Origin of the sequence: Streptomyces venezuelae (assembly GCF_008642295.1) — a bacterium.
Lineage (GTDB): Bacteria > Actinomycetota > Actinomycetes > Streptomycetales > Streptomycetaceae > Streptomyces > Streptomyces venezuelae_C.
This window is the reverse complement of sequence record NZ_CP029190.1, coordinates 1,964,835-1,986,780: the sequence shown is the minus strand read 5'-3', so window position 1 is coordinate 1,986,780 and position 21,946 is coordinate 1,964,835. Positions and strand designations below refer to the sequence as shown.

The following is a 21,946-nucleotide window of genomic DNA, read 5'->3' as shown; positions in this document are numbered from 1 at the left end:
TGGCACCCACCGGTACGTTTCGTACCGGTGTTTGATAGACACCAACTCATGCCTCTCACCCCCGAGGAGCCTCAGATTCACGAGAGTGCCCAGGGTCCCCGCGTCACGCCGGCCGCGAGCCGCACCGCGCAGACCCCCCGCCCCGTACCTGGTCCGCGTCCCGCCGCCGTACCGCGGCCCGGGCGCCCCGGTCCTGCCCCCGCAGCGGCACACCATGCGGGCGGCGCCCCCAGGCCCGCTCCGCCCGTGCAGCGGGCAACGTCCGGACCTGCCCCCGTAACCACCTCCGCAGCTCCCTCGGTCTCCGCCGCGGTGCCGCAGATCCAGCTCATCCCGGCCTCGGCCGAGGGCGCCCTGGATGCGGCCGAAGAGGCCGTCGACCTGCTGCTCGACACCGGTCGCGCGCCCGGCGACATCCTGGTGCTCACCACCGGCGACCTGCACCCGTGGGCCGCGCACGAGCTGTCCTTCGGCGAGCCTGCCTACTGGGCCCAGCACGACGCCGGCGACGACGTCTTCTACGCGGACGCCGCGCAGGTACAGCGGGCCGCGGGCCGGCCCGTCGTGGTCTTCGCGGCCAACGGCGGTCCGCTCGACTCGGCCGCGCGGGCACTGCCGGTCGCGCTGACCCGAGCCGGTGCGCTGCTGATCGTGTGCGGCGAGCCGGAGCGGATCAACTCCGTGCTGGGCGCGGGCGTCTGACGCCCCGTACCCACGCGCGGGGGAGCGGGCAAGGGGCGGGGCAGGCCTTGGGCCGGCCCCGCTGAAGCCCCGTTCCGTGTACCTCCGCCCGGTGAAGTCCGACCGTGCCGTGCCGTGCCGTGCGGTGTCGCCGTCCGCACGCCCGTCCGCGTACGCACGTGCACACCACGGCAGTTCACCGGCCGCCGGCCCGGCTCACCCGGCTGCGGTTGACGGCCGTTCAGCGTGCGACGGTACGGCGCAGGGTTTCGGTGGCGCCGCCGCCCGTCCGCAGCGTCAGCGGCACCGGATCCGTCACGATGTCACCCAGCCGCACCGGCGGCGAGTGTGAGTCGGGATGCCGGCCGCCGCGGCCCTCGCCCAGCACCTGCCAGCCGTCCCGGGTCAGCGTGATGTACGCACCGCAGCGCAGCCCGTGCAGGGTGCAGGCGTCCCGCAGCCCCCACATCCAGGCCCCGTCCTCCTCGGTCCACTGCTCGTCGCCGTCCCGGCAGTAGAGCAGCACCGCGGTCCGGACCGGACTGCGGCGCCGCAGGTCGTGCGGGAGCACCCGGCGCAGCCGGGCCAGCAGCGCGTTGCGGTAGTCCCAGCCGTCCGCCGAGCCGGACCGGTGGGTGAAGGATGCGCTGGCCACCAGCCGATCTTCGGGCCCCAGTACGGCGATCATGGCCACCCCGGGCACCGGTGTGTGCCGGGAGTGCAACCCGCTGACCACCTCGCGCGGATTGGTCAGCAGCGGGATTCCGGCGGATGTCCACTCGGCGGGCTCCAGCAGTCTGCCGTGCCGGCTGACTCCCTTGCCGGGCGTTGCCAGGGACGTGCTCGCGGGCGGGGCGAATCCGAAGGTCACGGTCCTCCCTTCGGGTACACGCCCGCTGACGGGGCACGGCTGGGTGACGGCGCGCCGCAGCGCGGCCCTGAAGAGTGCCGACGAGCCGAGCGGGAGCCCTCCAATTCTCGCGTGGCCCATCAGCGCGCGGCAACGAGCAATTGGCCCGGCCGACCGGAATTGGCTGGTATGCCGCTCAAATCCTTGCCCCGCTGCGCACTTGATCACGCATTCCGCTACGGCTGGATCGCGAGTACCAGCGGAAACACCTCCTTTGCCCCGGCTCGCCGCAGCAGCCTCGCTGCCACCGCGAGCGTCCAGCCGCTCTCCGAGCGGTCGTCCACGAGCAGCACCGGGCCGGCCGCCTCCGCCAGGGTCTCCGCCAGCGCCGGGGGCACGGTCAACGCCTGATGGAGGCCCCGGACCCGCTGTGCACTGTTCGACGACGGCAGCCCGAATTCCGGTACCGCGTCCGTGTAAGCGAGCGTGCCGAGCAGCGGAATCCGACCGACTTCCGCGATTCGCGCGGCCAGTGAGCCGATCAGCTGGGGCTTGCCGCGGGAGGGGAGTGCCACCACGCCCACCGGCCGCGCGGGTGCGTCCGGTGCCCCCGAGGCCCAGCCGCCCGGCCCGCGCGCCCAGTCGGCGAGAACGGCCACCACAGCCTGGGCAACGTCGTCCGGAATCAGCTGGTCCGCAGCCTGCGGGGCCAGCAGCGGGCGCAGCCGGTTCCCCCAGCCGATATCGGACAGCCGCCCCAGCGCCCGGCCCGCGGAAGCCTGCTCACCCGCCGGAATCCGGCCTTTGAGGTCCACCCCGACCGCCGGCAGCCCGGTGGGCCACATCCGGCGCGGCTCCAGCTCCACCCCCGGACGGCCCAGTTCCCCGCGCGCCGTGTCCAGCGCGGCCTCGGAGACCTGAGCGGTGAACCGGGCGCCCGCGCAGTTGTCACACCGGCCGCACGGCCGGGCCCCCTCGTCGTCCAACTGGCGTCGCAGGAACTCCATCCGGCACCCGCCGGTCGCCGCGTACTCCCGCATGGCCTGCTGCTCGGCCGCCCGCTGCCGGGCCACCCACGCGTACCGCTCGGCGTCGTACGTCCACGGCTCGCCCGTCGAGGTCCAACCGCCCTTGACGCGGTGCACCGCGCCGTCCACGTCGAGGACCTTGAGCATGGTCTCCAGCCTGGTGCGCCGCAGGTCGACCAGAGGCTCCAGGGCGGGCAGCGAGAGCGGCCTGCCCGCCTGCGCCAGCACGTCGAGGGTCCGGCGAACCTGCTCCTCCGGCGGGAAGGCCACGGAGGCGAAGTACTGCCAGATCGCCTCGTCCTCCTTGCCCGGCAGCAACAGCACCTCCGCGTGCTCCACGCCACGGCCTGCGCGGCCCACCTGCTGGTAGTACGCGATCGGCGAGGACGGGGAGCCCAGATGCACGACGAAGCCCAGGTCGGGCTTGTCGAAGCCCATCCCGAGAGCCGAGGTCGCCACCAGGGCCTTGACCCGGTTGGCCTGGAGGTCCTCCTCGGCCTGCATCCGGTCGGCGTTTTCGGTCCGGCCCGTGTACGAGGCCACCGTGTGCCCGCGGTGGCGCAGGTAGGCCGTCACCTCCTCGGCCGCGGCCACCGTCAGGGTGTAGATGATCCCCGACCCCGGCAGTTCGCCCAGGTGGTCGGCGAGCCAGGCCAGCCGGTGCGCGGCCGTGGGCAGTGTCAGCACCGCCAGACTGAGGCTCTCCCGGTCCAGTGCACCGCGCAGCACCAGAGCGTCCGTGCCCGCGCCCGTGCCCAGCTGCTCGGCGACGTCCGCGGTGACCCGGGCATTGGCGGTGGCGGTGGTGGCGAGCACCGGCACCCCCGGCGGCAGATCCGCCAGCATCGTCCGGAGCCGCCGGTAGTCCGGACGGAAGTCATGCCCCCAGTCGGAGATGCAGTGGGCCTCGTCCACCACCAGCAGACCGGTCGCCGCCGCGAGCTTCGGCAGGACCTGGTCGCGGAATTCGGGGTTGTTCAGCCGCTCCGGGCTGACCAGCAGGACATCGACCGCGCCAGCCGCCACCTCCGCCTGGATGGTTTCCCACTCCTCGGGGTTGGCGGAGTTGATGGTCCGGGCATGGATACCGGCCCGGGCAGCCGCCTCCACCTGATTGCGCATCAGTGCGAGCAGCGGCGAGACGATCACCGTCGGCCCGGAGCCGGCGGCCCGCAGCAGGGATGTGGCCACGAAGTACACGGCGGACTTGCCCCAGCCGGTGCGCTGCACCACCAGGGCCCGCCGCTTGTCCGCGACCAGGGCCTCGATCGCCCGCCACTGGTCCTCGCGCAGCCGCGCGGTGCCCGTCGGGTCGCCGACGAGGCGGGCGAGCACGGAATCGGCGGAGGACCTCAGGTCTGCGTTCATGCCCCCATGCAACCTGATGGGTCGGACATCGCGCCATCGGCCTCCGGGGCCTGTGGACGGTGAAAGCCGTGCATGGTTCTGGACATGCCAGGAGTTGTCCACAGGGGTTTCGGGGATGGGGCCGGGACCGCGACCGTCGGGGCATGACGAAGAACCAAGAACCCATCGAGTCTCCGCAGTCACCCGTCGGCCCGCAGATCACCCTGCGCAGCCCGGCAGAACTGGCCGACGCATTGCCGTACATGGTCGGCTTCCACCCCAGCGATTCCCTGGTCATGGTCGCGGTCCACGGCGAGGGCGGCCGGTTCGGCGGCCGGCTGAGGGTCGGCCTCCCCACCACGTCCGCGGAATGGGAGGACACCGCGCGCCAGGTCGCGGACTGCCTCGTGCGGGGGAGTGAGCGGCGCGGCGGCAAGCCGGACGGCATCGTCCTGTTCCTCTGCCAGGATCCACAGGAGGGCGAGACCGCCCAGCGGGTGATGACCCGGCTCCGGCCCTTCGCCCAGCGGATCCGGCTGGCCTGCGGCGGCCTGGACGTGCCGGTCCTGGAGGCCCTCTGTATCTCCGGCGGCCGGTACTGGTCCTACTGCTGCCCGGACCCCCGCTGCTGCCCGGCCGAGGGGAGCCCGCTGGCCGCTCCCGGGACCTCGGTGATGGCCGCCGCCGCGACCTATGCCGGGCTGCACGTGCGGGGCACGCTCAAGGAGATCGAAAACCGGCTGGCGCCCCTGCGCGGCCCGGTGGCCGAGGAACAGCTGCGGGCGCTGGACCGGACCGCCATCGGACTGGTGCCGAGGATCCTCGACGGCACCACCCGGGAGGAGGTCGGCGCGGAGACCCTCGCCCTGGCCCGGACCCTGATGCGGCGGCTGACCCTCGCCCCGCCGGCGGAAGGCGGCCCGGCGGCCGACGACTGGGACGATGCGCTGCTCGGCCACGACGAGGCCGCCGCCCTCATCCTCGGCCTCCAGGACCGGGAGATCCGGGACATCGCGGCGGAATGGATGGAGGACGAGGAGGCCGCCCCCGCGCTGCGGCTGTGGCGCGCGCTGGCCCGCCGCTGCGTCGGTGCGTACCAGGAACACGCCGCGGCCCCGCTCACCCTGGCCGGCTGGGTCTCCTGGTCCACCGGGGACGAGCCGACCGCCCGGATCGCGCTGTCCTTGGCGCTGCGGGCCGATGCCGAGTACCGCTTCGCCCAGCTGCTCCACCGGGCCTGCAACGAGGGCATCGACCCGGAGGGGCTGCGGCACTGCCTGCGCGAAGAGCGCCGCCGCCGCGAACCGCGCCGCAAGCGGCCGTCACTGTCCCGCCCGGCAGGACGCCGCTCCAAGACCTCCCGCCGGAACACCCGCCGCCCCGCCGGGAGCGAGCAGTGAGGCCAGGGCTCCGGCCTCGGCCGGCCTCCGGACCCACAGCCGCCGGACCCGGGCTGCCCGGGGCGGTGCGGGCATGCGGTGCCCGTGGCCAAGGACCTCCCCGGCCACCGGCCGACCGGGCCTGCCTTCGCCGGGCGGTTCTGCGCCCGCCCCGGCCGCCCCGTCGGTCGGTCGGCACCGGAAGGGCCGGCGGCACCTGCCGTGCAGCACGTCCCGGGCGCCGGGCACCGGCCTTCCCGAAGACCGTCTTCAGGGGTGCCCGGCTCGCGGCAGGGGCCGCATCGACCCTCACCCGTGCGGTCGCCAGGACGGTCGCCCGGGCGGTCCGGCCGGTAGGCCGGCCGCGGCCGTCGCAGCCGGCGGCCGTGACCCGGGCGGGGGTGGGGGCGTTCAGCCTTGAGGTGGCGGCGGCCCAGCCGCGCGGCTGCCCCAGTGCACCCGTCCCGAGCGCAGCCCCGGCAGACAAGGCAGCCCGACGCATGGCTCACCCCGTTCCCCCCGCCCGCCGGCCCGAACTGCCGCCGGTGCACGGCGCCGTCATCTGTGTTGCCGCGCCCTGCCTGGCGATCTCTCCGGAGCACGGCCAGCTCACGGGGTCCGGACTCGACGGCATCTACCGTTCCGGACGCCGGCTGCTCTCCCGCTGCCTGCTGCGCATCGCCGGGCGCGACCCGGTCGCCGTGCAGGGCCGCAGCCTGGGCGCCGACCGGGCCGGCTTCACCGCCACCGTGCGCACCGGTGCCGAAGCCGGCCCGGACCCCGACATCGGCGTCGAACGCGTCCGGCACGCCGACGGCACCGAGCGCATCACCCTGCGGAACTTCACCGCCCGACCGCACCGGGTACCGGTGGAGATCACCCTCGGCACCGACCTGGCCGACCTGGCCGCCGTTGCCTCCGGCCGCGCCGGGCCCGAGGTGCCGGCCGGGGTGCACACCAGCGGACTGCACTGGAGTGCCGGCGAAGCCCAGGCGGTCACCACCGCCGAGCCGCCCCCGGACGATGCGGTCGCCTCCGCCGGACTGCTCCGCTGGCAGCTGGAACTCGCCCCCGGCGAGGCCCGCACCATCGAGCTGCGCACCGCGCAGCACCGCACGGCCAGGGCCCCCGTGGGACAGGTGGCGAACCCGCTGTCCGAGGCCCGGGCCGAGGGGGACGACCCGCGCGCCGACCTCTGGTTCCGGACCAGCCGGGAGGACCTGCGGGCGCTGCTGCTGAGAGACCCGGAGGGGCCCTCCGGCGCCTTTGTGGCGGCCGGTGTGCCCTGGCGCCTGGGCATTGCCCCGGCGGAGTCCCTGTGGGCCGCCAGGATGGCGCTGCCGCTCGGGACCGGGCTGGCCGTCGCCACCCTGCGCATCCTGGCCCGGACCCAGACGGGTGGCCGGGGGCCGGAGGCGGGCCGGATCCCCGGCCCGCTGCGCGGCGCGGGGCCGCAGCTCCCCCCGGGCTGCACGGGGACCGAGGCCACCCTCGCCTTCCCGGCCGTCCTCGCCGAGGCCCGCCGCTGGGGGCTGCCGGAGGGGGAGCTGGCCGAGCTGCTGCCGGCCGCCGAGCGCTGCCTGGGCTGGTTGCGCGCCAACCTCGGGGAGGACGGGTTCCTGGCCGACCCCGACCCCGGGCCACGCCGGTGCGAGACCCAGGCCCACGCCCACCGGGCGGCCCTGCTCGGAGCCGACCTGCTGGCCGAGTGCGGCCGTCCGGATGCGGAGGAATGGCGGGACTGGGCGGCTGCCCTCGGACGGCGGTTCCGGGCCCGGTTCTGGATCGACGGGGACGGCCCCTCCGGCGGCCGGCCGGCCGCCGCGCTGCACCCCGACGGGCGCCCACTGCCCCGGCTGACCGCCGCCGCCGCGCACCTGCTCGACACCGGGCTGCTGGGCGGCGGGCAGCTCGCCCCCGGGCTGCTCGACCCCGTCCGCACCGAGCAGCTCGCCCGGCTGCTCGGAGCCCCGCCGATGGACTCCGGCTGGGGGCTGCGCAGCATGGCCGTGCGGGAGCCCGGACACAACCCCTTCGGCCACCGCTCGGGAGCAGTGCGCCCGCAGGAGAGCGCCATCGCGGTCGCCGGCCTGGCCGCCGCCGGATTCGAGAAGGAGGCCGCCGGACTGCTCCGGGGGCTGCTGGACGCCGCCGAGTCCTTCGGCTACCGGCTGCCCGAGATGTATGCGGCCGAGCAGCGGACCGAGGGCAGCGCCCCGCTGCCGCACCCCGCGGCCTGCCGCCCGGCCTCGGTGGCGGCTGCCGCCGGAATCCACGTGCTCACCGCCCTCGCCGGGATCCGCCCCGATGCACCGGCCGGCACCGTGGCGCTCGCTCCGGTCGGCAACGCCCCGCTCGGCGCCCTGCGGCTCTCCGGCCTGCGGGTGGCCGGTGAACCGTTCGCCGTCCGGGTCAGCCGGCTGGGCCTGGGCATGGTGGAGGAGGCCGCCGATGCGCTGCAGCTGGCGACGTAGCGGACGCGGCCTGTGGGCCGCTGCGGTCCGGACCGTCAAAGCGCTGTTTATCGTCAGGCAGACGACTATGATCGCGGCATGTCGCCCTACGACCCGTCGGCCTTCCCGCCCTTCGCTGTCACCGTCGACCTGGTCGTGCTCACCGTACGGCGCCACGCGCTCTGCGCACTCGTGGTCCGACGGGGTGAGCAGCCGTTCCAGGGCCGGTGGGCGCTGCCCGGCGGTTTCGTGCGCGGAGACGAGGACCTTGCGGCTGCCGCGGGCCGGGAGCTCTCCGAGGAGACCGGGCTGTGCGCCCACGATCCCGCCGAGCCCGGCGCGGGCAACGGAGCCCACCTCGAACAGCTCGCCACCTACGGGGACCCCAAGCGGGACCCGCGGATGCGGGTGGTCAGCGTCGCGCATCTGGTGCTCGCCCCGGACCTCCCGGCGCCCCGGGCCGGCGGGGACGCCAACAGCGCGCGCTGGGCCCCGGTGGAGGAGCTCCTTGCCGCAGAGAGCGAGCCCTCCGCCGGACTCGCCTTCGACCACGCCAAGATCCTCGCGGACGGGGTCGAGCGCGCCCGCTCGAAGATCGAGTACTCCTCGCTCGCCACCGCCTTCTGCCCGCCCGAGTTCACCGTCGGCGAGCTGCGCCGGGTGTACGAGGCGGTGTGGGGTGTGGCCCTCGACCCGCGCAACTTCCACCGCAAGGTCACCGGAACCCCGGGGTTCCTGGTGCCGGCCGGCGGTACGACCACCCGTCAGGGCGGCCGTCCCGCCCAGCTGTTCCGGGCCGGCGGGGCAACGCTGCTGAACCCGCCGATGCTGCGCCCGGAAGTCTGACGATCCGACACCGGACCGGAGCCGTTGCGCCGAAAATCGGACATATCGCGTTATCTTGATGGTGGTACCCACCCTGCCGCCGAGCGGTCTCACCTCCCGCGAGAGAAGCGATGCTCCAGGCCATCGGACTCACCAGTGCACCCCGCCGAGACAAGCCGCCCATCGTGGACGACCTCACCTTCGAGGTCTGTCCCGGGCGGGTGACCGCCCTGCTCGGCGAAGCCGGGTCGGGCAAGACCACGGCCCTCCGGCTCATGCTCGAACTCGAACCCGGGCGGGGGGTGGCCTACTTCCGGGGCCGCCCACTGCACCGCATCCCGCACCCGGGGCGGGAAGTCGGCGTCTTGCTCGGCGAACTCCCCGGGCATCCCGCCCGGACCGTCCGGAACCAGCTGCGGATGCTCTGTGCCGCGGCGGGGGTGCCCGGCTCCCGGGCGGACGCCGTGCTCGAGGTCGTCGGAATCGCGGGCCTGCGGGACCAGCGGCTCGGCTCCCTGTCGGTCGGCATGGCCCGCCGGGTCGGGCTGGCCGCGGCGCTGCTCGCCGATCCCTGCACCCTGCTGCTCGACGAGCCGGCCACCGGCCTCTCGCCCCGCGAACAGAACTGGATGCACGGGCTGTTGCGCAGCCATGCCGCCCTCGGCGGTGCCGTGCTGTTCACCACCGCCGACCCCAAGGAGGCCGCCCGCGCCGCCGACCAGGTCGTGACCATCCAGGGCGGCCGGCTCGTCGCCGACCAGGACGTGGCCCGGTTCGCCCGGACCCGGCTGCGCCCGCGGGTGGCCGTACGCACCCCGCACGCCGCGCGGCTGGCCGACGTACTGGGCCGCGAGGCCCGGGCCGACCGGCGGGCGGTGGAGATCGTCGAGGAGAGCGGCAGCCGGCTGTCGGTCTACGGCAGCAGCTGCGCCGAGATCGGCGAGGCGGCCTTCCGGCACGGCGTGCTCGTCCACCAGCTCGCCGACGAAACCGGAGACACCGGCGCCCCCGCCCCGGCGCCCCCGGCCGGGCCGGACGCGGACGCGAAGACGGCCGCCGAGGCGGCGGCCGGCCCTGACCGGGCCCGGGCCGGGCGGCCTGCGTCGGCCGTGCGCCGGGTCGGCGGCCCGCTGCGGCCGGTGCGCTACGAACTGCGCCGTGTCTTCGGTACCGCCACCCCCGTGCTCACCGCGGCAGTGGTGACCGTGGTCTCCGTGGTCACCGCCGTCCTCATGGCCCGGGCCGGGCACGCTCCGCAGCACCGGCTGCTCGCCGCCTGGCCGGACCGGGTGCCGTTGCCCCCGGCCGCGGTGGGTGCCGGGCTGCTGGGGGCGCTCGCCTTCGGGGAGGAGTACCGCTACCCCGCGCTCGCCGCGGACCGCGGCACCGTCCCGCGCCGGATGGGGCTCCTCCTCGCCAAACTCGGGGTCTGCGCCGCCCTCGCGCTGCTGCTCGGCGCGCTCGCCGTCACCGCCGATGCGGCCGTCCTGCGGCTGGTGTTCGACCACGGCCCGCTGCGGCCCCCGGCGGAATGGATCTCGCCGGCTGCGAGTTGGGCGGGGCTGCTGATCGGCTGTGCCTGGGCCGGGGTGCTCGCCTCCGGGGTGTTCCGTTCGGCCACCGCCGGGCTGGCCGCCGTACTCGCCGTACCCGTCATGGTCGTTCCGCTGGTGAGCAGAGCCCTGGCCGGGCCCTCCGCGTACCCGGCCTCCGGGCTCGCCGCCCGGCTGCGCGGGCTGTCCTTCGCCCAGTGGCCGCCGGAGGCGGACCGGCTGGTGCTGGGGACCCTGCGGGTGATGACCCAACCCGTCGGAACCGCCCTGCTGTTGTCCCTGACGGTCCTGCTGTGCGCCTACGGATTCACCGGTCTGCGCAGCAGAGTCCGGTGGTGATCGATTCCTTACGATAAGGCGTCAATTGCGCAGGTGGCACTGATCACCCTTTCGTGTGCTTTTCACCAAAGACCTCAAGGGTCCATCAGGCACGGCCGACAAAGGATTCGTGAGTACCCTTGCGCACACCATGATGACCGCCGCCCGCCATGCCGACACCGGCCTCGCCGGCCCGGGCGAACTCGATCGCTACCCCTACGCGGACGCCCCCGGCGCCGACCGCGTCGGCGCGTCCCACTGGGACGGCGCCGACGTCGAGTTGGGCCGGGTGGGACGCCGGGCGGCAGGCAGCCGTGGCCGCGGACTGCACGGCCAACTCGTCCAGCAGCTAGGTCAGATGATCGTTTCCGGCGACCTCGGCGCGGACCGCCCGCTGGTCCCCGAGGAGATCGGCCAGCGCTTCGAGGTCTCCCGCACGGTCGTCCGCGAATCGCTCCGGGTCCTGGAGGCCAAGGGCCTCGTCAGCGCCCGCCCCAACGTCGGCACCCGGGTCCGTCCGGTTGCGGACTGGAACCTGCTCGACCCCGACATCATCGAGTGGCGCGCCTTCGGGCCGCAGCGCGAGGACCAGCGGCGCGAGCTCAACGAGCTCCGCTGGACCATCGAGCCGCTGGCCGCCCGCCTCGCCGCCGGACACGGCCGCCAGGACGTCCAGCAGCGCCTGGCCGACATGGTCGAGATCATGGGCCACGCCCTCGGACAGGGCGACGCGATCACCTTCGCCCGGGCCGACAACGAGTTCCACGCCCTTCTCATCCAGGTCGCCGGCAACCGCATGCTCGAGCACCTCTCCGGCATCGTCTCCGCCGCCCTCCAGGTCTCCGGGAGCCCGGTCACCGCCTGCGACCGCCCCAGCGAGACCTGCGTCGCGCACCACGCCCGGATCGTCGAGGCCCTCGCGGCCGGCGACGCGGCCGGAGCCGAGAACGCCATGCGCCAGCTGCTGACAGTTCATCCGGAGGTCGAGCGCGTGGTCCCGGCACCGCGCGAGCACTGACCGGCGGGTGCGCGCGGGGGGCGCCGCGACACGGAGAAGAACCGCCTGTCGCCGGGCCCACGGGCCCGGCGACAGCACCGCCGGAACCTGTCCCCGGCAGGCCGATGTGATTCGGGCCACGAAGATTGGGCGTAACGCTCCGCGAGGTCTCGCGATGACCTAAGAGGTGATGGCCGACGGAGGTAGTGCAGCAGCCGTACCGGGTGCTGTGGAGCTCCCCGGCCCCCGCTCGCGCCGCCGGCCCATCCCCGTCGGTGGTCGTCGGCTCCGGTCCAGCACCAGACCGGGGTCGGAAGCCGTTCCCATCGTTCCGAGAGGTTGTTCGTGTCGGCCAGCACATCCCGTACGCTCCCGCCGGAGATCGCCGAGTCCGAGTCTGTGATGGCGCTCATCGAGCGGGGCAAGGCCGAGGGGCAGATCGCCGGCGATGACGTGCGTCGGGCCTTCGAGGCTGACCAGATTCCGCAAAGCCAGTGGAAGAATGTTCTGCGCAGCCTCAACCAGATCCTCGAGGAAGAGGGTGTGACGCTGATGGTCAGTGCCGCGGAGTCACCCAAGCGCAGCCGCAAGAGCGTCGCAGCGAAGGCCCCGGCCAAGCGGACGGCCACCAAGACCGTCGCGGCCCGCGCGACGGCGGCCGACACCGCTGCCCCGGAGGAACGGCCGGCAGACCCGGAGACCGCCGCTGACGCCCTCGCGGACGAGACCGGAACCGCAACCCCGCCCGCCAAGAAGGCAGCGGCCAAGAAGACGGCGGCCAAGAAGGCCGCGCCCGCCAAGAAGACCGCCGCGAAGAAGACCGCGGCGAAGAAGACGGCGGCCTCGAAGACCGCCGACGAGTCCACCGACGAAGAACCCCTCGACGAAGGCCCCGCCGTGGTCAAGGCCGGCGAGGGCGAGGAAGAGGAAAGCGGCGAGAGCAAGGGCTTCGTCCTCTCCGACGACGACGAGGACGACGCCCCGGCCCAGCAGGTGGCCGTCGCCGGTGCCACCGCGGACCCCGTCAAGGACTACCTCAAGCAGATCGGCAAGGTCCCCCTCCTCAACGCCGAGCAGGAGGTCGAGCTCGCCAAGCGGATCGAGGCGGGCCTGTTCGCCGAGGACAAGCTGGCCAACTCCGACAAGCTGGCCCCCAAGCTCAAGCGCGAGCTGGAGATCATCGCCGAGGACGGCCGCCGGGCCAAGAACCACCTGCTGGAGGCCAACCTCCGCCTCGTGGTCTCGCTGGCCAAGCGCTACACCGGCCGCGGCATGCTCTTCCTGGACCTGATCCAGGAGGGCAACCTGGGCCTGATCCGCGCCGTCGAGAAGTTCGACTACACCAAGGGCTACAAGTTCTCGACCTATGCGACCTGGTGGATCCGGCAGGCGATCACCCGCGCCATGGCCGACCAGGCCCGCACCATCCGCATCCCGGTGCACATGGTCGAAGTGATCAACAAGCTGGCCCGGGTGCAGCGCCAGATGCTCCAAGACCTGGGCCGCGAGCCCACCCCGGAGGAGCTGGCCAAGGAACTCGACATGACCCCGGAGAAGGTCATCGAGGTCCAGAAGTACGGCCGCGAGCCGATCTCCCTCCACACCCCCCTGGGTGAGGACGGCGACAGCGAGTTCGGTGACCTCATCGAGGACTCCGAGGCGGTCGTCCCGGCCGACGCGGTCTCCTTCACGCTCCTGCAGGAACAGCTGCACTCGGTGCTCGACACCCTCAGCGAGCGCGAGGCCGGCGTGGTCTCCATGCGCTTCGGGCTCACCGACGGCCAGCCCAAGACCCTGGACGAGATCGGCAAGGTCTATGGGGTGACCCGTGAGCGGATCCGCCAGATCGAATCCAAGACCATGTCGAAGCTGCGCCACCCGTCGCGCTCGCAGGTGCTGCGCGACTACCTGGACTAGCAGCAGGAGCCGGCCGGGGGCCCGCCGCACGGGCACGGCAGGGGACGGCGCGCGGTGGCCGCGCGGGTGCGCACGGCCACCTGGCATCCCACTCTGAGTGGAGTACGTACACACTCGGAGTCAGGAGGTCACATGCGTCGTCCCCTCGCCCGTGTCCTGGCGGGCGCACTGACCCTGGCGGCGGCAGCCGCCGCCATACCCCTCGCCCAGGCCCGGCAGGCGGCCCCGGACGGCGGGGTGATCGGCGGAAAGCCGGTCAAGATCGCCGACAGTCCGTGGGTGGTGGCCCTCTCCAGCCGTGACCGGTTCGGGGGTACGCGGGCCGGGCAGTTCTGCGGGGGTGTGATCATCGGCCCGACCAAGGTGCTGACCGCGGCCCACTGCCTCGGCCGCCAGGTCCTGGGCGGCCCGGTCGAATCCGTGCGCGATCTCCGGGTGATCATCGGGCGTACCGAGCTGCGGGCGGCCGAGGGCCGCGAGATCGCGGTGCGCGGGGCCCGGGTGAACCCCGCCTACGATCCGGCGACCAACGCCGGCGACCTCGCCGTACTGGAACTCAACGAATCCGTACCGGCACATTACGTAGTCCCGCTCGCCGGCCCGGGGGATCCCGGCTACGCGGCCGGTACCGAGGCGGCCGTCTACGGCTGGGGCGATACCAGCGGATTCGGTGACTACGCCTACGCGCTGCGTGCCGCCGGAGTGACCGTGCTGGCGGACGAGGTCTGCCGGGCGGCGTATCCCGGGGATGCGGACGGGCGGTACCTGGCGGAGTCCATGGTGTGTGCCGGGGCCGGTGCCGGAGAAGGCGGCAAGGACGCCTGTCAGGGGGACAGCGGCGGGCCGCTGGTGGCCGGGGGCCGCCTCATCGGGCTGGTCTCCTGGGGACGCGGCTGCGGGCGTGCGGACAGCCCTGGCGTCTATACGAAGATCGCCCCGCTCGCCGGGTTCACGACGGGCTGACCGCGGCCGGGCCGGGTCGGTCCGGGTCGCGGAGCGGACGTCGCGGAACGAGGACGGGCGGCACCCCTGGGTTGCAGGGGTACCGCCCGTCGACCGGCCTGGCCGGTCCTGGCTCGTCGGGATGCGAGTGTCAGCGTTCCTCGGTGTCGGCGCTGGCCGGAGCGGTCGTGAGCCGCTCAGTCTCATCCTGTATTTCCGCGGCGATCTTCTTGAGTTCCGGCTCGAACTTACGCCCGTGGTGGGCGCAGAAGAGCAGTTCACCGCCGCTCATCAGGACGACGCGCAGATATGCCTGGGCGCCGCAACGGTCGCATCGGTCAGCGGCCGTCAGCGGGGTCGCGGGTGTCAGAACAGTAGTCACGTCGCCTCTTCTCTAGCTCGACGAGCTGTCGTACCAGGGTCAACATCCAACCAGGCCGAAAACGTTCCCGCTCGCGGCTTTTCCTCGAAACTTCCTTCCGAAGCTGGCCGGCTGCTGCCGGTTGGCGGCGAAGGAGCCGTATTGCGTTGCTTTACGGTTTCGCGTTGCTTGTCAGTGCGTGTAGCCGGTTTGATCCTCCCCGGCGTGAGTGCCGGTTGTTCATGAGGACGTGCCCGAACCCTAAATGGTTCATGCGCGGAAGGGAACGTGATGTTTGCTTCACTCCAACGAAGTATCGAACACCCGTGCGGATCTGCATTAGGCTGAACCGGCACGAGGGTGGCGTTGCATCGGCTCTACCAGGCCTCGGTACCCTCTGACGGGCAACCGAGCCACCCCTGAGCCCGACCGGGCCAGAAAAGAAATTCAGCGAGGAGCGAACTGCGTGACCGCCGACACGTCCGTGCCTTCCAGCGCGCTGCTGACCGGAGCAGACCGGGACGGCTCCAACTACACCGCGCGGCACCTGCTCGTCCTCGAGGGTCTTGAGGCCGTCCGGAAACGCCCCGGCATGTATATCGGTTCCACCGACAGCCGCGGGCTCATGCACTGCCTCTGGGAGATCATCGACAATTCGGTCGACGAGGCCCTGGGCGGCTTCTGCGACCACATCGAGGTCATCCTGCACGACGACGGCTCGGTCGAGGTCCGTGACAACGGCCGCGGCATCCCCGTCGACGTGGAGCCCAAGACCGGGCTGTCCGGCATCGAGGTCGTCATGACCAAGCTGCACGCCGGCGGCAAGTTCGGCGGGGGCTCGTACGCGGCCTCCGGCGGCCTGCACGGCGTCGGCGCCTCCGTGGTGAACGCGCTCTCCGCCCGCCTCGACGTCGAGGTCGACCGTAACAGCGCCACCCACTCGATCAGCTTCCGCCGCGGTGTCCCCGGCATGTTCACCGAGCCGGGTCCGGACAGCCCGTTCGACCCCGCCAACGGGCTGCACAAGGGCAAGCGCGTCCCCAAGGGCCGCACCGGCACCCGGGTGCGGTACTGGGCCGACCGGCAGATCTTCCTCAAGGACGCCCGGCTCTCGCTGGAGAACCTCTACCAGCGCGCCCGCCAGACCGCCTTCCTGGTCCCCGGCCTGACCATCGTGGTCCGCGACGAGCGCGGCATCGACGGCGCCGGCAAGACCGAGGAGACGTTCCGCTTCGACGGCGGCATCAGCGAGTTCTGCGAGTACCTGGCCCAGGACAAGGCCGTCTGCGATGTGCTCCGGCTGACCGGCCAGGGCACCTTCAAGGAGACCGTCCCGGTCCTCGACGAGCGCGGCCACATGACCCCCACCGAGGTCACCCGCGAGCTCGGCGTGGACATCGCCCTGCGCTGGGGCACCGGGTACGAGACCCAGCTGAAGTCCTTCGTGAACATCATCGCCACCCCCAAGGGCGGCACCCACGTGTCCGGATTCGAGCGCTCGGTCACCAAGACCGTGAACGAAGTGCTCCGCTCCGCGAAGCTGCTTCGGGTCGCCGAGGACGACGTGGTCAAGGACGACGCGATGGAGGGCCTGACGGCGGTGGTGACCGTCCGGCTGGCCGAGCCGCAGTTCGAGGGCCAGACCAAGGAGGTGCTCGGCACCTCGGCGGCCACCCGGATCGTCGCGGCTGTGGTCGCCAAGGAGCTCAAGGCCTTCCTGACCTCCACCAAGCGGGACGACAAGCAGCAGGCCCGCGCTGTCATGGAGAAGATCGTCGCGGCGGCCCGCACCCGGATCGCCGCCCGGCAGCACAAGGAGGCCCAGCGCCGCAAGACGGCGCTGGAGTCCTCCTCGCTGCCGGCCAAGCTGGCCGACTGCCGCAGTGACGACGTGGACCGCAGCGAGCTCTTCATCGTCGAGGGGGACTCCGCCCTCGGTACCGCCAAGCTCGCCCGGAACTCGGAATTCCAGGCGCTGCTGCCGATCCGAGGCAAGATCCTCAACGTCCAGAAGTCCTCGGTCTCGGACATGCTCAAGAACGCCGAGTGTGGGGCGATCATCCAGGTCATAGGGGCCGGCTCGGGCCGGACCTTCGACCTCGACGCGGCCCGGTACGGCAAGATCGTCCTGCTGGTCGACGCCGATGTCGACGGCGCCCACATCCGCTGCCTGCTGCTGACCCTCTTCCAGCGCTACATGCGCCCGATGGTGGAGGCCGGCCGGGTCTTTGCCGCCGTGCCGCCGCTGCACCGGATCGAGCTGGTCCAGCCCAAGAAGGGCCAGGACAAGTACGTGTACACGTACTCGGACAGTGAGCTCCGGCAGACCCTGCTGGAGTACCAGCGCAAGGGGATCCGCTACAAGGACTCGATCCAGCGGTACAAGGGTCTCGGCGAGATGGACGCCGACCAGCTGGCGGAGACCACCATGGACCCCCGCTTCCGCACCCTGCGCCGGATCAACATCGGCGACCTGGACTCGGCGGAGCAGGTGTTCGACCTGCTCATGGGCAATGAGGTGGCCCCCCGCAAGGAGTTCATCACCGGCTCGGCGGCCACCCTGGACCGCTCGCGCATCGACGCCTGACCGGGGCGGTACCTTCCGGGCTCGCGCTTCACCCTGTCACCTGATGGGGTGAAGCGCGTCGGTACACCAGTCCGGAATCAGTCACTCCGCACATCCTTGGGGACACCTGGCCACTGCGGCTGCGGACAAGGAGAGTTCGGTGGACAAGCACGATGGTCGTGATGCCGGAACGATCCGGCTCGACGACCCCTGGTACGACGCGCTGGCCGCCGACTGGGGTGAGGGCGAGAGCGGCGGCGCCGGCGAGTGCGCCGCGGGCTCGGGTGCGGGCGAGCGCGTACGGGGGCAGGCCGGCCCGGCGGGCCGGAACGGCGATGCGGCAGCCGGCCCGGACGGTGGTGCGGCCGGTGGCGCCGATGCCGCCGCGATCTATCTGGAGGTGCAGCGCAGCGCCGTCTTCCAGGAGGTGCGCAGCCGCTACCGCCGCTTTGTCGTCCCCGCCACCCTCGCCTTCCTGCTCTGGTACCTCGCGTACGTGGTCACCGCCACCGTCGCCCCCGGCCTGATGGCCCGGCCGGTGCTGGGCGCCGTCAACGTGGCACTGCTGGCGGGACTCGGCCAGTTCCTCAGCACCTTCCTGCTGACCTGGGCCTACGCACGCCACGCCCGGCTGCGCCGGGACCGCGCGGCGCTGGAGCTGCGCTGGACGGTGTTCGACCAGGAACACAGCCGGGGGGCCGGCCGGTGACCACCGAACACCAGGCGCTCGCCCTCGTCCTGTTCAGCACCTTCATCGCGGTCACCCTGGGCATCACCACCTGGGTCAGCCGCAACCGGCACGGCTCGGCGGAGGAGTTCTACGCCGGGGGGCGGCTGTTCTCGCCTCTGGAGAACGGTTTCGCCATCGCCGGCGACTACATGTCCGCCGCCTCCTTCCTCGGCATCTCGGGCCTGATCGCCCTCTTCGGCTACGACGGCATGCTGTACTCGGTCGGCTTTCTGGTGGCCTGGCTGGTGGTGCTCTTCCTGGTCGCCGAACTGGTCCGCAACTGCGGCCGGTTCACCCTGGCCGACGTGGTCGCGGCGAGGATGAGCGAGCGTCCGGTCCGGATCGCCGCCGGCACCTCCTCGGTCACCGTCTCGGTGCTGTACCTGATCGCCCAGATGGTCGGCGCGGGCAGTCTGGTCGGCCTGCTGCTGGGCAACAGCAGCACCGCCGCGCGGACCTGGACCGTGATCGGGGTCGGCGCGCTGATGGTGGTCTACGTGTCCTTCGGCGGCATGCGGGCCACCACCTGGATCCAGATCGTCAAGGCGGTCCTGCTGATGGGCGGCGCGATCACCCTGACCGTGCTGGTCCTGATCCGCTTCCACGGGGACTTCAACCAGCTGCTGACCCGTGCCGCCGAGCGCAGCGGCCACGGCGCCGCCTTCCTCGGGCCCGGGCTCCGGTACGGCGGCGACTGGACCGCGCGCTTCGACTTCATCAGCCTCGGCCTCGCCCTGGTGCTGGGCACCGCGGGGCTGCCGCACATCCTGTCCCGCTTCTACACCGTGCCGACCGCGCGGGCGGCACGCCGCTCGGTGGTGTGGGCCATCGCGCTCATCGGCGGCTTCTACCTGATGACCATCGTGCTGGGCTTCGGGGCGGCGGCCCTGGTGGGACCGGATGCCGTACGGGCCTCCAATGCCTCGGGGAACACCGCGGTCCCGCTGCTCGCCGCCTTCCTCGGCGGCGGGGCGGGCAGTACCGGGGGCGCGGTGCTGTTCGCCGTCGTCGCCGCCATCGCGTTCGCAACGATCCTCGCGGTGGTCGCCGGGATCACCCTGGCCTCCTCCGCCTCGGTGGCCCACGATCTGTACGCCTCACTGCGGCGCAGGCGCGCCCGGCAGCGCAGCGAGGTCGCGGTGGCGCGGGTGGCGGCCGTGGGCATCGGGGCGGTGGCGATCGCGCTGGGGCTGCTGGCCCAGGACCTCAACGTGGCGTTCCTGGTGGGCCTGGCCTTCGCGGTGGCCGCCTCGGCCAATCTGCCGGTGCTGATGTACTCGCTGTTCTGGCGCGGGTTCACCACGCGGGGCGCGGTCTGGTCGGTGTATGGCGGCCTGGTTCCGGCCGTGCTGCTGGTGGTGTTCTCGCCGGTGGTCTCCGGCAGTCCGGATGCGCTGTTCCCGGGCGTGGACTTCCACCTGTTCCCGTTGCAGAACCCGGGGATCGTCTCCATCCCGCTGGGCTTCCTGGCCGGCTGGCTGGGCACCGTCACCTCGGGTGAGGTGCCGGATGCGGCGAAGCACGCCGAGACCGAGGTACGGGCGCTGACCGGGGCCGGCGCGGTGTGATGGCCGCTGTCCCCGTCCCTGTCGCTGTCCTTGTTGCTGTCCGGTCCGGATGTCAGGGGCTGCCGGTACCGGCGGGGAGCCAGGCGTACCGGTGTTCCGGGCGGCCGGTTTCGCCGTAGCGGAGAGTGAGGCGGACGCGGCCGGCTCGGTCGAGGAGCTTGAGGTAGCGCTGGGCGGTCTGCCGGCTGATGCCCGCGCGGTCGGCGACCTCCTGGGTGGAGAGCGGACCGTCGGCCGACCGCAGGACCCGGCGGACCAGTTCGGCGGTGGTGGGGGAGTGGCCCTTGGGGAGGTCCACCGGGGCTGCCGCCCCGGCCAGCGCACCGAAGATGCGGTCCACCTCGGCCTGTTCGGCCTCGCCGCCCAGGTCCAGGGTCCGGCGCAGGGCGCCGTAGGCCTCCAGCTTGGCGCGCAGGCCCGCGAAGGTGAAGGGCTTCACCAGGTACTGCAGGGCGCCGAGCCGCATGGCCGACTGGACCGTGGCCAGGTCCCGGGCCGCCGTCACCATGATGACGTCGGTCTTGCGGCCGAGCTGGCGGAGCCGGCGGACCAGGTCGAGGCCGTTCTCGTCGGGCAGGTAGTGGTCCAGGAGGATCAGGTCCACGGGCCGGCCGGATTCGACGAACGCCAGGGCCTCGGCAGCGGAATGGGCCTGGAACTCCACATGGAAACCGGGAACCTTCGCCACGTACGCCGCGTTGATCCGGGCAACACGCATGTCGTCGTCGACGACCAATACGTGGATCACACCATCCGGAACGCCGGTCACCGCAGGGCCTCCGGGAGTACGACGGAGAACTCCGCCCCTCCGTCCGCTGCTTCACCGGCCCGGGCGCTGCCGCCCTGCCGTTCCGCCAGGCGCCGCACCAGGGCGAGTCCCAGCCCGCGCTCGCGGTGTGCCCTGGGCTGTTTGGTGGACCAGCCCTCGGTGAAGATCTCCTCGCGCCGGGCAGCGGGGACTCCGGGGCCGCTGTCGCGCACCCGCAGCACGGCGGCGCGCCCCTGTGCGTGCAGTTCCACTTCGACCCGTGGCTCGGGCGACCCCGCCGAGGCGTCCAGTGCGTTGTCCACGAGGTTTCCGAGGATCGTGACGAGACCGCCCGGATCCACCAGGCGGTCGGGGAGCAGAGAGGAGGGGGCCAGCCGCAGGGAGACGCCGCGCTCGGCGGCCACCGTGGCCTTGCCCACCAGCAGGGCGGCGAGCAGGGGGTCGTGGACCTTCTCGGTGACCTGTTCGGCGGTGCTGCGGTGCACGCCGACGACCTCGGTCACATAGTCCACCGCCTCCTCGTGCAGGCCGAGCTCCAGCAGGCCGAGGAGGGTGTGCAGCCGGTTGGCGTGCTCGTGGTCCTGCGCGCGCAGTGCGTCGATCAGGCCCCGGGTGGAGTCGAGCTCCCGGCCCAGGTGCTCCAGTTCGGTGCGGTCGCGGAGGGTGGCGACTGCGCCGCCGTCCTCGGTGGGCATCCGGTTGGCGACCAGGACCCGCGGGCCCTGGACGGCGAGGAGGTCGTGGCCGGTGACCCTGCCGGTCAGGACGTCGGTGGTGCGGCCGGCGCCCAGGACCTCGTCCAGCCTGCGTCCGGTGAGGGAGTCCGGGGCCAGGCCGAGCAGCCGCGCGGCCTCGTCGTTGACCAGCCGGATGCGGCCCTGGCGGTCGAGGGCCACCACGCCCTCGCGGATGGAGTGCAGCATCGCCTCGCGCTCCGCCAGCAGCCCTGCGATATCGGAGAAGGCCAGGTCGCGGGTCTGCCGCTGGATCCTGCGCGAGATCAGCCAGGCCGCGAGGGCGCCGACGGCCAGGGCACCGCCGGCGTAGGCGAGAAGGCCGGGGATGGCGCCGAGCAGCCGGTCGCGGACGCTGTCGTACGCGATGCCGACGGAGACGGCGCCGACGAGCTCCCCGTCCTCGGCGAGCAGCGGGACCTTGCCGCGGGCGGAGCGGCCGAGGGTCCCCTCGTCGATCTCCATCACCTCGCGGCCGGCCAGGGCGTCGCTGGGGTCGGTGGAGACCGGCAGGCCGATCCGGCCGGGGCTGGGGTGCGAGCGGCGGATGCCGTTCCGGTCGAGGACGACGACGTACTCGGCGCCGGTGGCCCGGCGGATGCGTTCGGCGGCGGCCTGGACCGGGCTGTCCTCGGTCGCGGGGGTGGTCAGGAGGCCGGCGGAGACGTCCGGGTCGGCGGCCGTGCTCTGGGCGATGGCGAGGGCGCGCCGCATCGCCTGGTCGTCCAGCTGGTTGCCGAGCGGGGCCAGGAACAGCCCGGTGGCCAGCACGGCCACCCCGGCGGCGATGGCCAGCTGGGTCAGCAGGATCTGGGAGACCGCCCGCCGGGGGAGTCGCAGGGCGCGCCGGGTGCTCATGACTGAGAACGGTAAGGCGGCCGGGGCCCGGAGGGAACCGGCCGGCGGAATCTGTTGTTCCGGCTCTGTT

General features: G+C 73.0%; 16 protein-coding genes. 11 read left to right on the top strand and 5 right to left on the bottom strand.

Annotated elements, in window-relative coordinates; genetic code table 11:
- Positions 1 to 48 precede the first annotated feature (48 nt).
- The gene (locus DEJ50_RS08585) at positions 49 to 702 is read left to right on the top strand and encodes a hypothetical protein (protein ID WP_150206979.1); all 654 of its coding nucleotides are present in this window, start codon (positions 49 to 51) and stop codon (positions 700 to 702) included.
- Between the two features lie 220 nt (positions 703 to 922).
- Here the strand turns inward: DEJ50_RS08585 and DEJ50_RS08580 are convergent, their stop codons facing one another.
- Together DEJ50_RS08580 and DEJ50_RS08575 are read right to left on the bottom strand one after the other, a co-directional pair.
- The gene (locus DEJ50_RS08580; RefSeq protein ID WP_150206978.1) at positions 923 to 1,552 is read right to left on the bottom strand and encodes a hypothetical protein; all 630 of its coding nucleotides are present in this window, start codon (positions 1,550 to 1,552) and stop codon (positions 923 to 925) included.
- A 215-nt stretch (positions 1,553 to 1,767) separates the two neighbouring features.
- Positions 1,768 to 3,927: a RecQ family ATP-dependent DNA helicase gene (locus tag DEJ50_RS08575; RefSeq protein WP_150206977.1), complete on the bottom strand. Its 2,160-nt coding sequence runs from the start codon at positions 3,925 to 3,927 to the stop codon at positions 1,768 to 1,770.
- A 143-nt stretch (positions 3,928 to 4,070) separates the two neighbouring features.
- On the opposite strand from DEJ50_RS08575, the gene DEJ50_RS08570 reads away from it, so the two are divergent.
- From DEJ50_RS08570 to DEJ50_RS08540, 7 genes are all read left to right on the top strand, one after another.
- Positions 4,071 to 5,306, top strand: coding sequence for a DUF4192 domain-containing protein (locus DEJ50_RS08570; protein ID WP_150206976.1), 1,236 nt, complete (start codon positions 4,071 to 4,073; stop codon positions 5,304 to 5,306).
- 479 nt (positions 5,307 to 5,785) lie between these two features.
- Complete coding sequence (locus tag DEJ50_RS08565) at positions 5,786 to 7,759, top strand: glycogen debranching N-terminal domain-containing protein (RefSeq protein WP_150206975.1); 1,974 nt, start codon at positions 5,786 to 5,788, stop codon at positions 7,757 to 7,759.
- A 78-nt stretch (positions 7,760 to 7,837) separates the two neighbouring features.
- Positions 7,838 to 8,584: an NUDIX hydrolase gene (locus DEJ50_RS08560; RefSeq protein WP_150206974.1), complete on the top strand. Its 747-nt coding sequence runs from the start codon at positions 7,838 to 7,840 to the stop codon at positions 8,582 to 8,584.
- 110 nt (positions 8,585 to 8,694) lie between these two features.
- Positions 8,695 to 10,455 carry an ATP-binding cassette domain-containing protein gene (locus DEJ50_RS08555; protein WP_150206973.1) on the top strand — a complete coding sequence of 587 codons (1,761 nt, stop codon included), beginning with the start codon at positions 8,695 to 8,697 and terminating at the stop codon, positions 10,453 to 10,455.
- Between the two features lie 109 nt (positions 10,456 to 10,564).
- On the top strand, positions 10,565 to 11,452 hold the full coding sequence (locus DEJ50_RS08550) for a FadR/GntR family transcriptional regulator (protein ID WP_150206972.1): 888 nt from the start codon (positions 10,565 to 10,567) through the stop codon (positions 11,450 to 11,452).
- Between the two features lie 324 nt (positions 11,453 to 11,776).
- Positions 11,777 to 13,348, top strand: a complete 1,572-nt coding sequence (locus DEJ50_RS08545; RefSeq protein ID WP_150206971.1) for an RNA polymerase sigma factor — start codon at positions 11,777 to 11,779, stop codon at positions 13,346 to 13,348.
- A gap of 132 nt (positions 13,349 to 13,480) precedes the next feature.
- The gene (locus DEJ50_RS08540; RefSeq protein WP_150206970.1) at positions 13,481 to 14,311 is read left to right on the top strand and encodes a S1 family serine peptidase; all 831 of its coding nucleotides are present in this window, start codon (positions 13,481 to 13,483) and stop codon (positions 14,309 to 14,311) included.
- Between the two features lie 130 nt (positions 14,312 to 14,441).
- On the opposite strand, the gene DEJ50_RS08535 is transcribed toward DEJ50_RS08540, so the two are convergent.
- Complete coding sequence (locus tag DEJ50_RS08535) at positions 14,442 to 14,672, bottom strand: hypothetical protein (protein WP_150206969.1); 231 nt, start codon at positions 14,670 to 14,672, stop codon at positions 14,442 to 14,444.
- Positions 14,673 to 15,117: 445 nt separating this feature from the next.
- Between DEJ50_RS08535 and DEJ50_RS08530 the strand changes: the two genes are divergently transcribed.
- The 3 genes from DEJ50_RS08530 to DEJ50_RS08520 all read left to right on the top strand — a co-directional run bounded on the left by DEJ50_RS08530 (position 15,118) and on the right by DEJ50_RS08520 (position 19,515).
- Complete coding sequence (locus DEJ50_RS08530; protein WP_150206968.1) at positions 15,118 to 17,238, top strand: type IIA DNA topoisomerase subunit B; 2,121 nt, start codon at positions 15,118 to 15,120, stop codon at positions 17,236 to 17,238.
- 139 nt (positions 17,239 to 17,377) lie between these two features.
- The gene (locus DEJ50_RS08525; RefSeq protein WP_150206967.1) at positions 17,378 to 17,926 is read left to right on the top strand and encodes a DUF485 domain-containing protein; all 549 of its coding nucleotides are present in this window, start codon (positions 17,378 to 17,380) and stop codon (positions 17,924 to 17,926) included.
- A complete protein-coding gene (locus DEJ50_RS08520) occupies positions 17,923 to 19,515 on the top strand; it encodes a cation acetate symporter (RefSeq protein WP_150206966.1) in 1,593 nt (530 codons plus the stop codon). The genes DEJ50_RS08525 and DEJ50_RS08520 overlap by 4 nt, the downstream gene beginning before the upstream one ends.
- A 52-nt stretch (positions 19,516 to 19,567) precedes the next feature.
- Here DEJ50_RS08520 and DEJ50_RS08515 read toward each other — a convergent pair whose 3' ends face one another.
- Complete coding sequence (locus DEJ50_RS08515; protein WP_150206965.1) at positions 19,568 to 20,263, bottom strand: response regulator; 696 nt, start codon at positions 20,261 to 20,263, stop codon at positions 19,568 to 19,570.
- A 17-nt stretch (positions 20,264 to 20,280) separates the two neighbouring features.
- On the bottom strand, positions 20,281 to 21,876 hold the full coding sequence (locus tag DEJ50_RS08510; protein WP_150206964.1) for a sensor histidine kinase: 1,596 nt from the start codon (positions 21,874 to 21,876) through the stop codon (positions 20,281 to 20,283).
- Between the last annotated feature and the right edge of the window lie 70 nt (positions 21,877 to 21,946).

What these genes read in the sequence shown, in the direction of transcription:
- DEJ50_RS08570 (WP_150206976.1), top strand. Translation starts at nt 4,071, where the DNA reads ATGACGAAGAACCAAGAACCCATCGAGTCTCCGCAGTCACCCGTCGGC.
- DEJ50_RS08555 (WP_150206973.1), top strand. Translation starts at nt 8,695, where the DNA reads ATGCTCCAGGCCATCGGACTCACCAGTGCACCCCGCCGAGACAAGCCG.
- DEJ50_RS08575 (WP_150206977.1), bottom strand. Translation starts at nt 3,927, where the DNA reads ATGAACGCAGACCTGAGGTCCTCCGCCGATTCCGTGCTCGCCCGCCTC.
- DEJ50_RS08540 (WP_150206970.1), top strand. Translation starts at nt 13,481, where the DNA reads ATGCGTCGTCCCCTCGCCCGTGTCCTGGCGGGCGCACTGACCCTGGCG.
- DEJ50_RS08560 (WP_150206974.1), top strand. Translation starts at nt 7,838, where the DNA reads ATGTCGCCCTACGACCCGTCGGCCTTCCCGCCCTTCGCTGTCACCGTC.
- DEJ50_RS08510 (WP_150206964.1), bottom strand. Translation starts at nt 21,876, where the DNA reads ATGAGCACCCGGCGCGCCCTGCGACTCCCCCGGCGGGCGGTCTCCCAG.
- DEJ50_RS08565 (WP_150206975.1), top strand. Translation starts at nt 5,786, where the DNA reads ATGGCTCACCCCGTTCCCCCCGCCCGCCGGCCCGAACTGCCGCCGGTG.
- DEJ50_RS08585 (WP_150206979.1), top strand. Translation starts at nt 49, where the DNA reads ATGCCTCTCACCCCCGAGGAGCCTCAGATTCACGAGAGTGCCCAGGGT.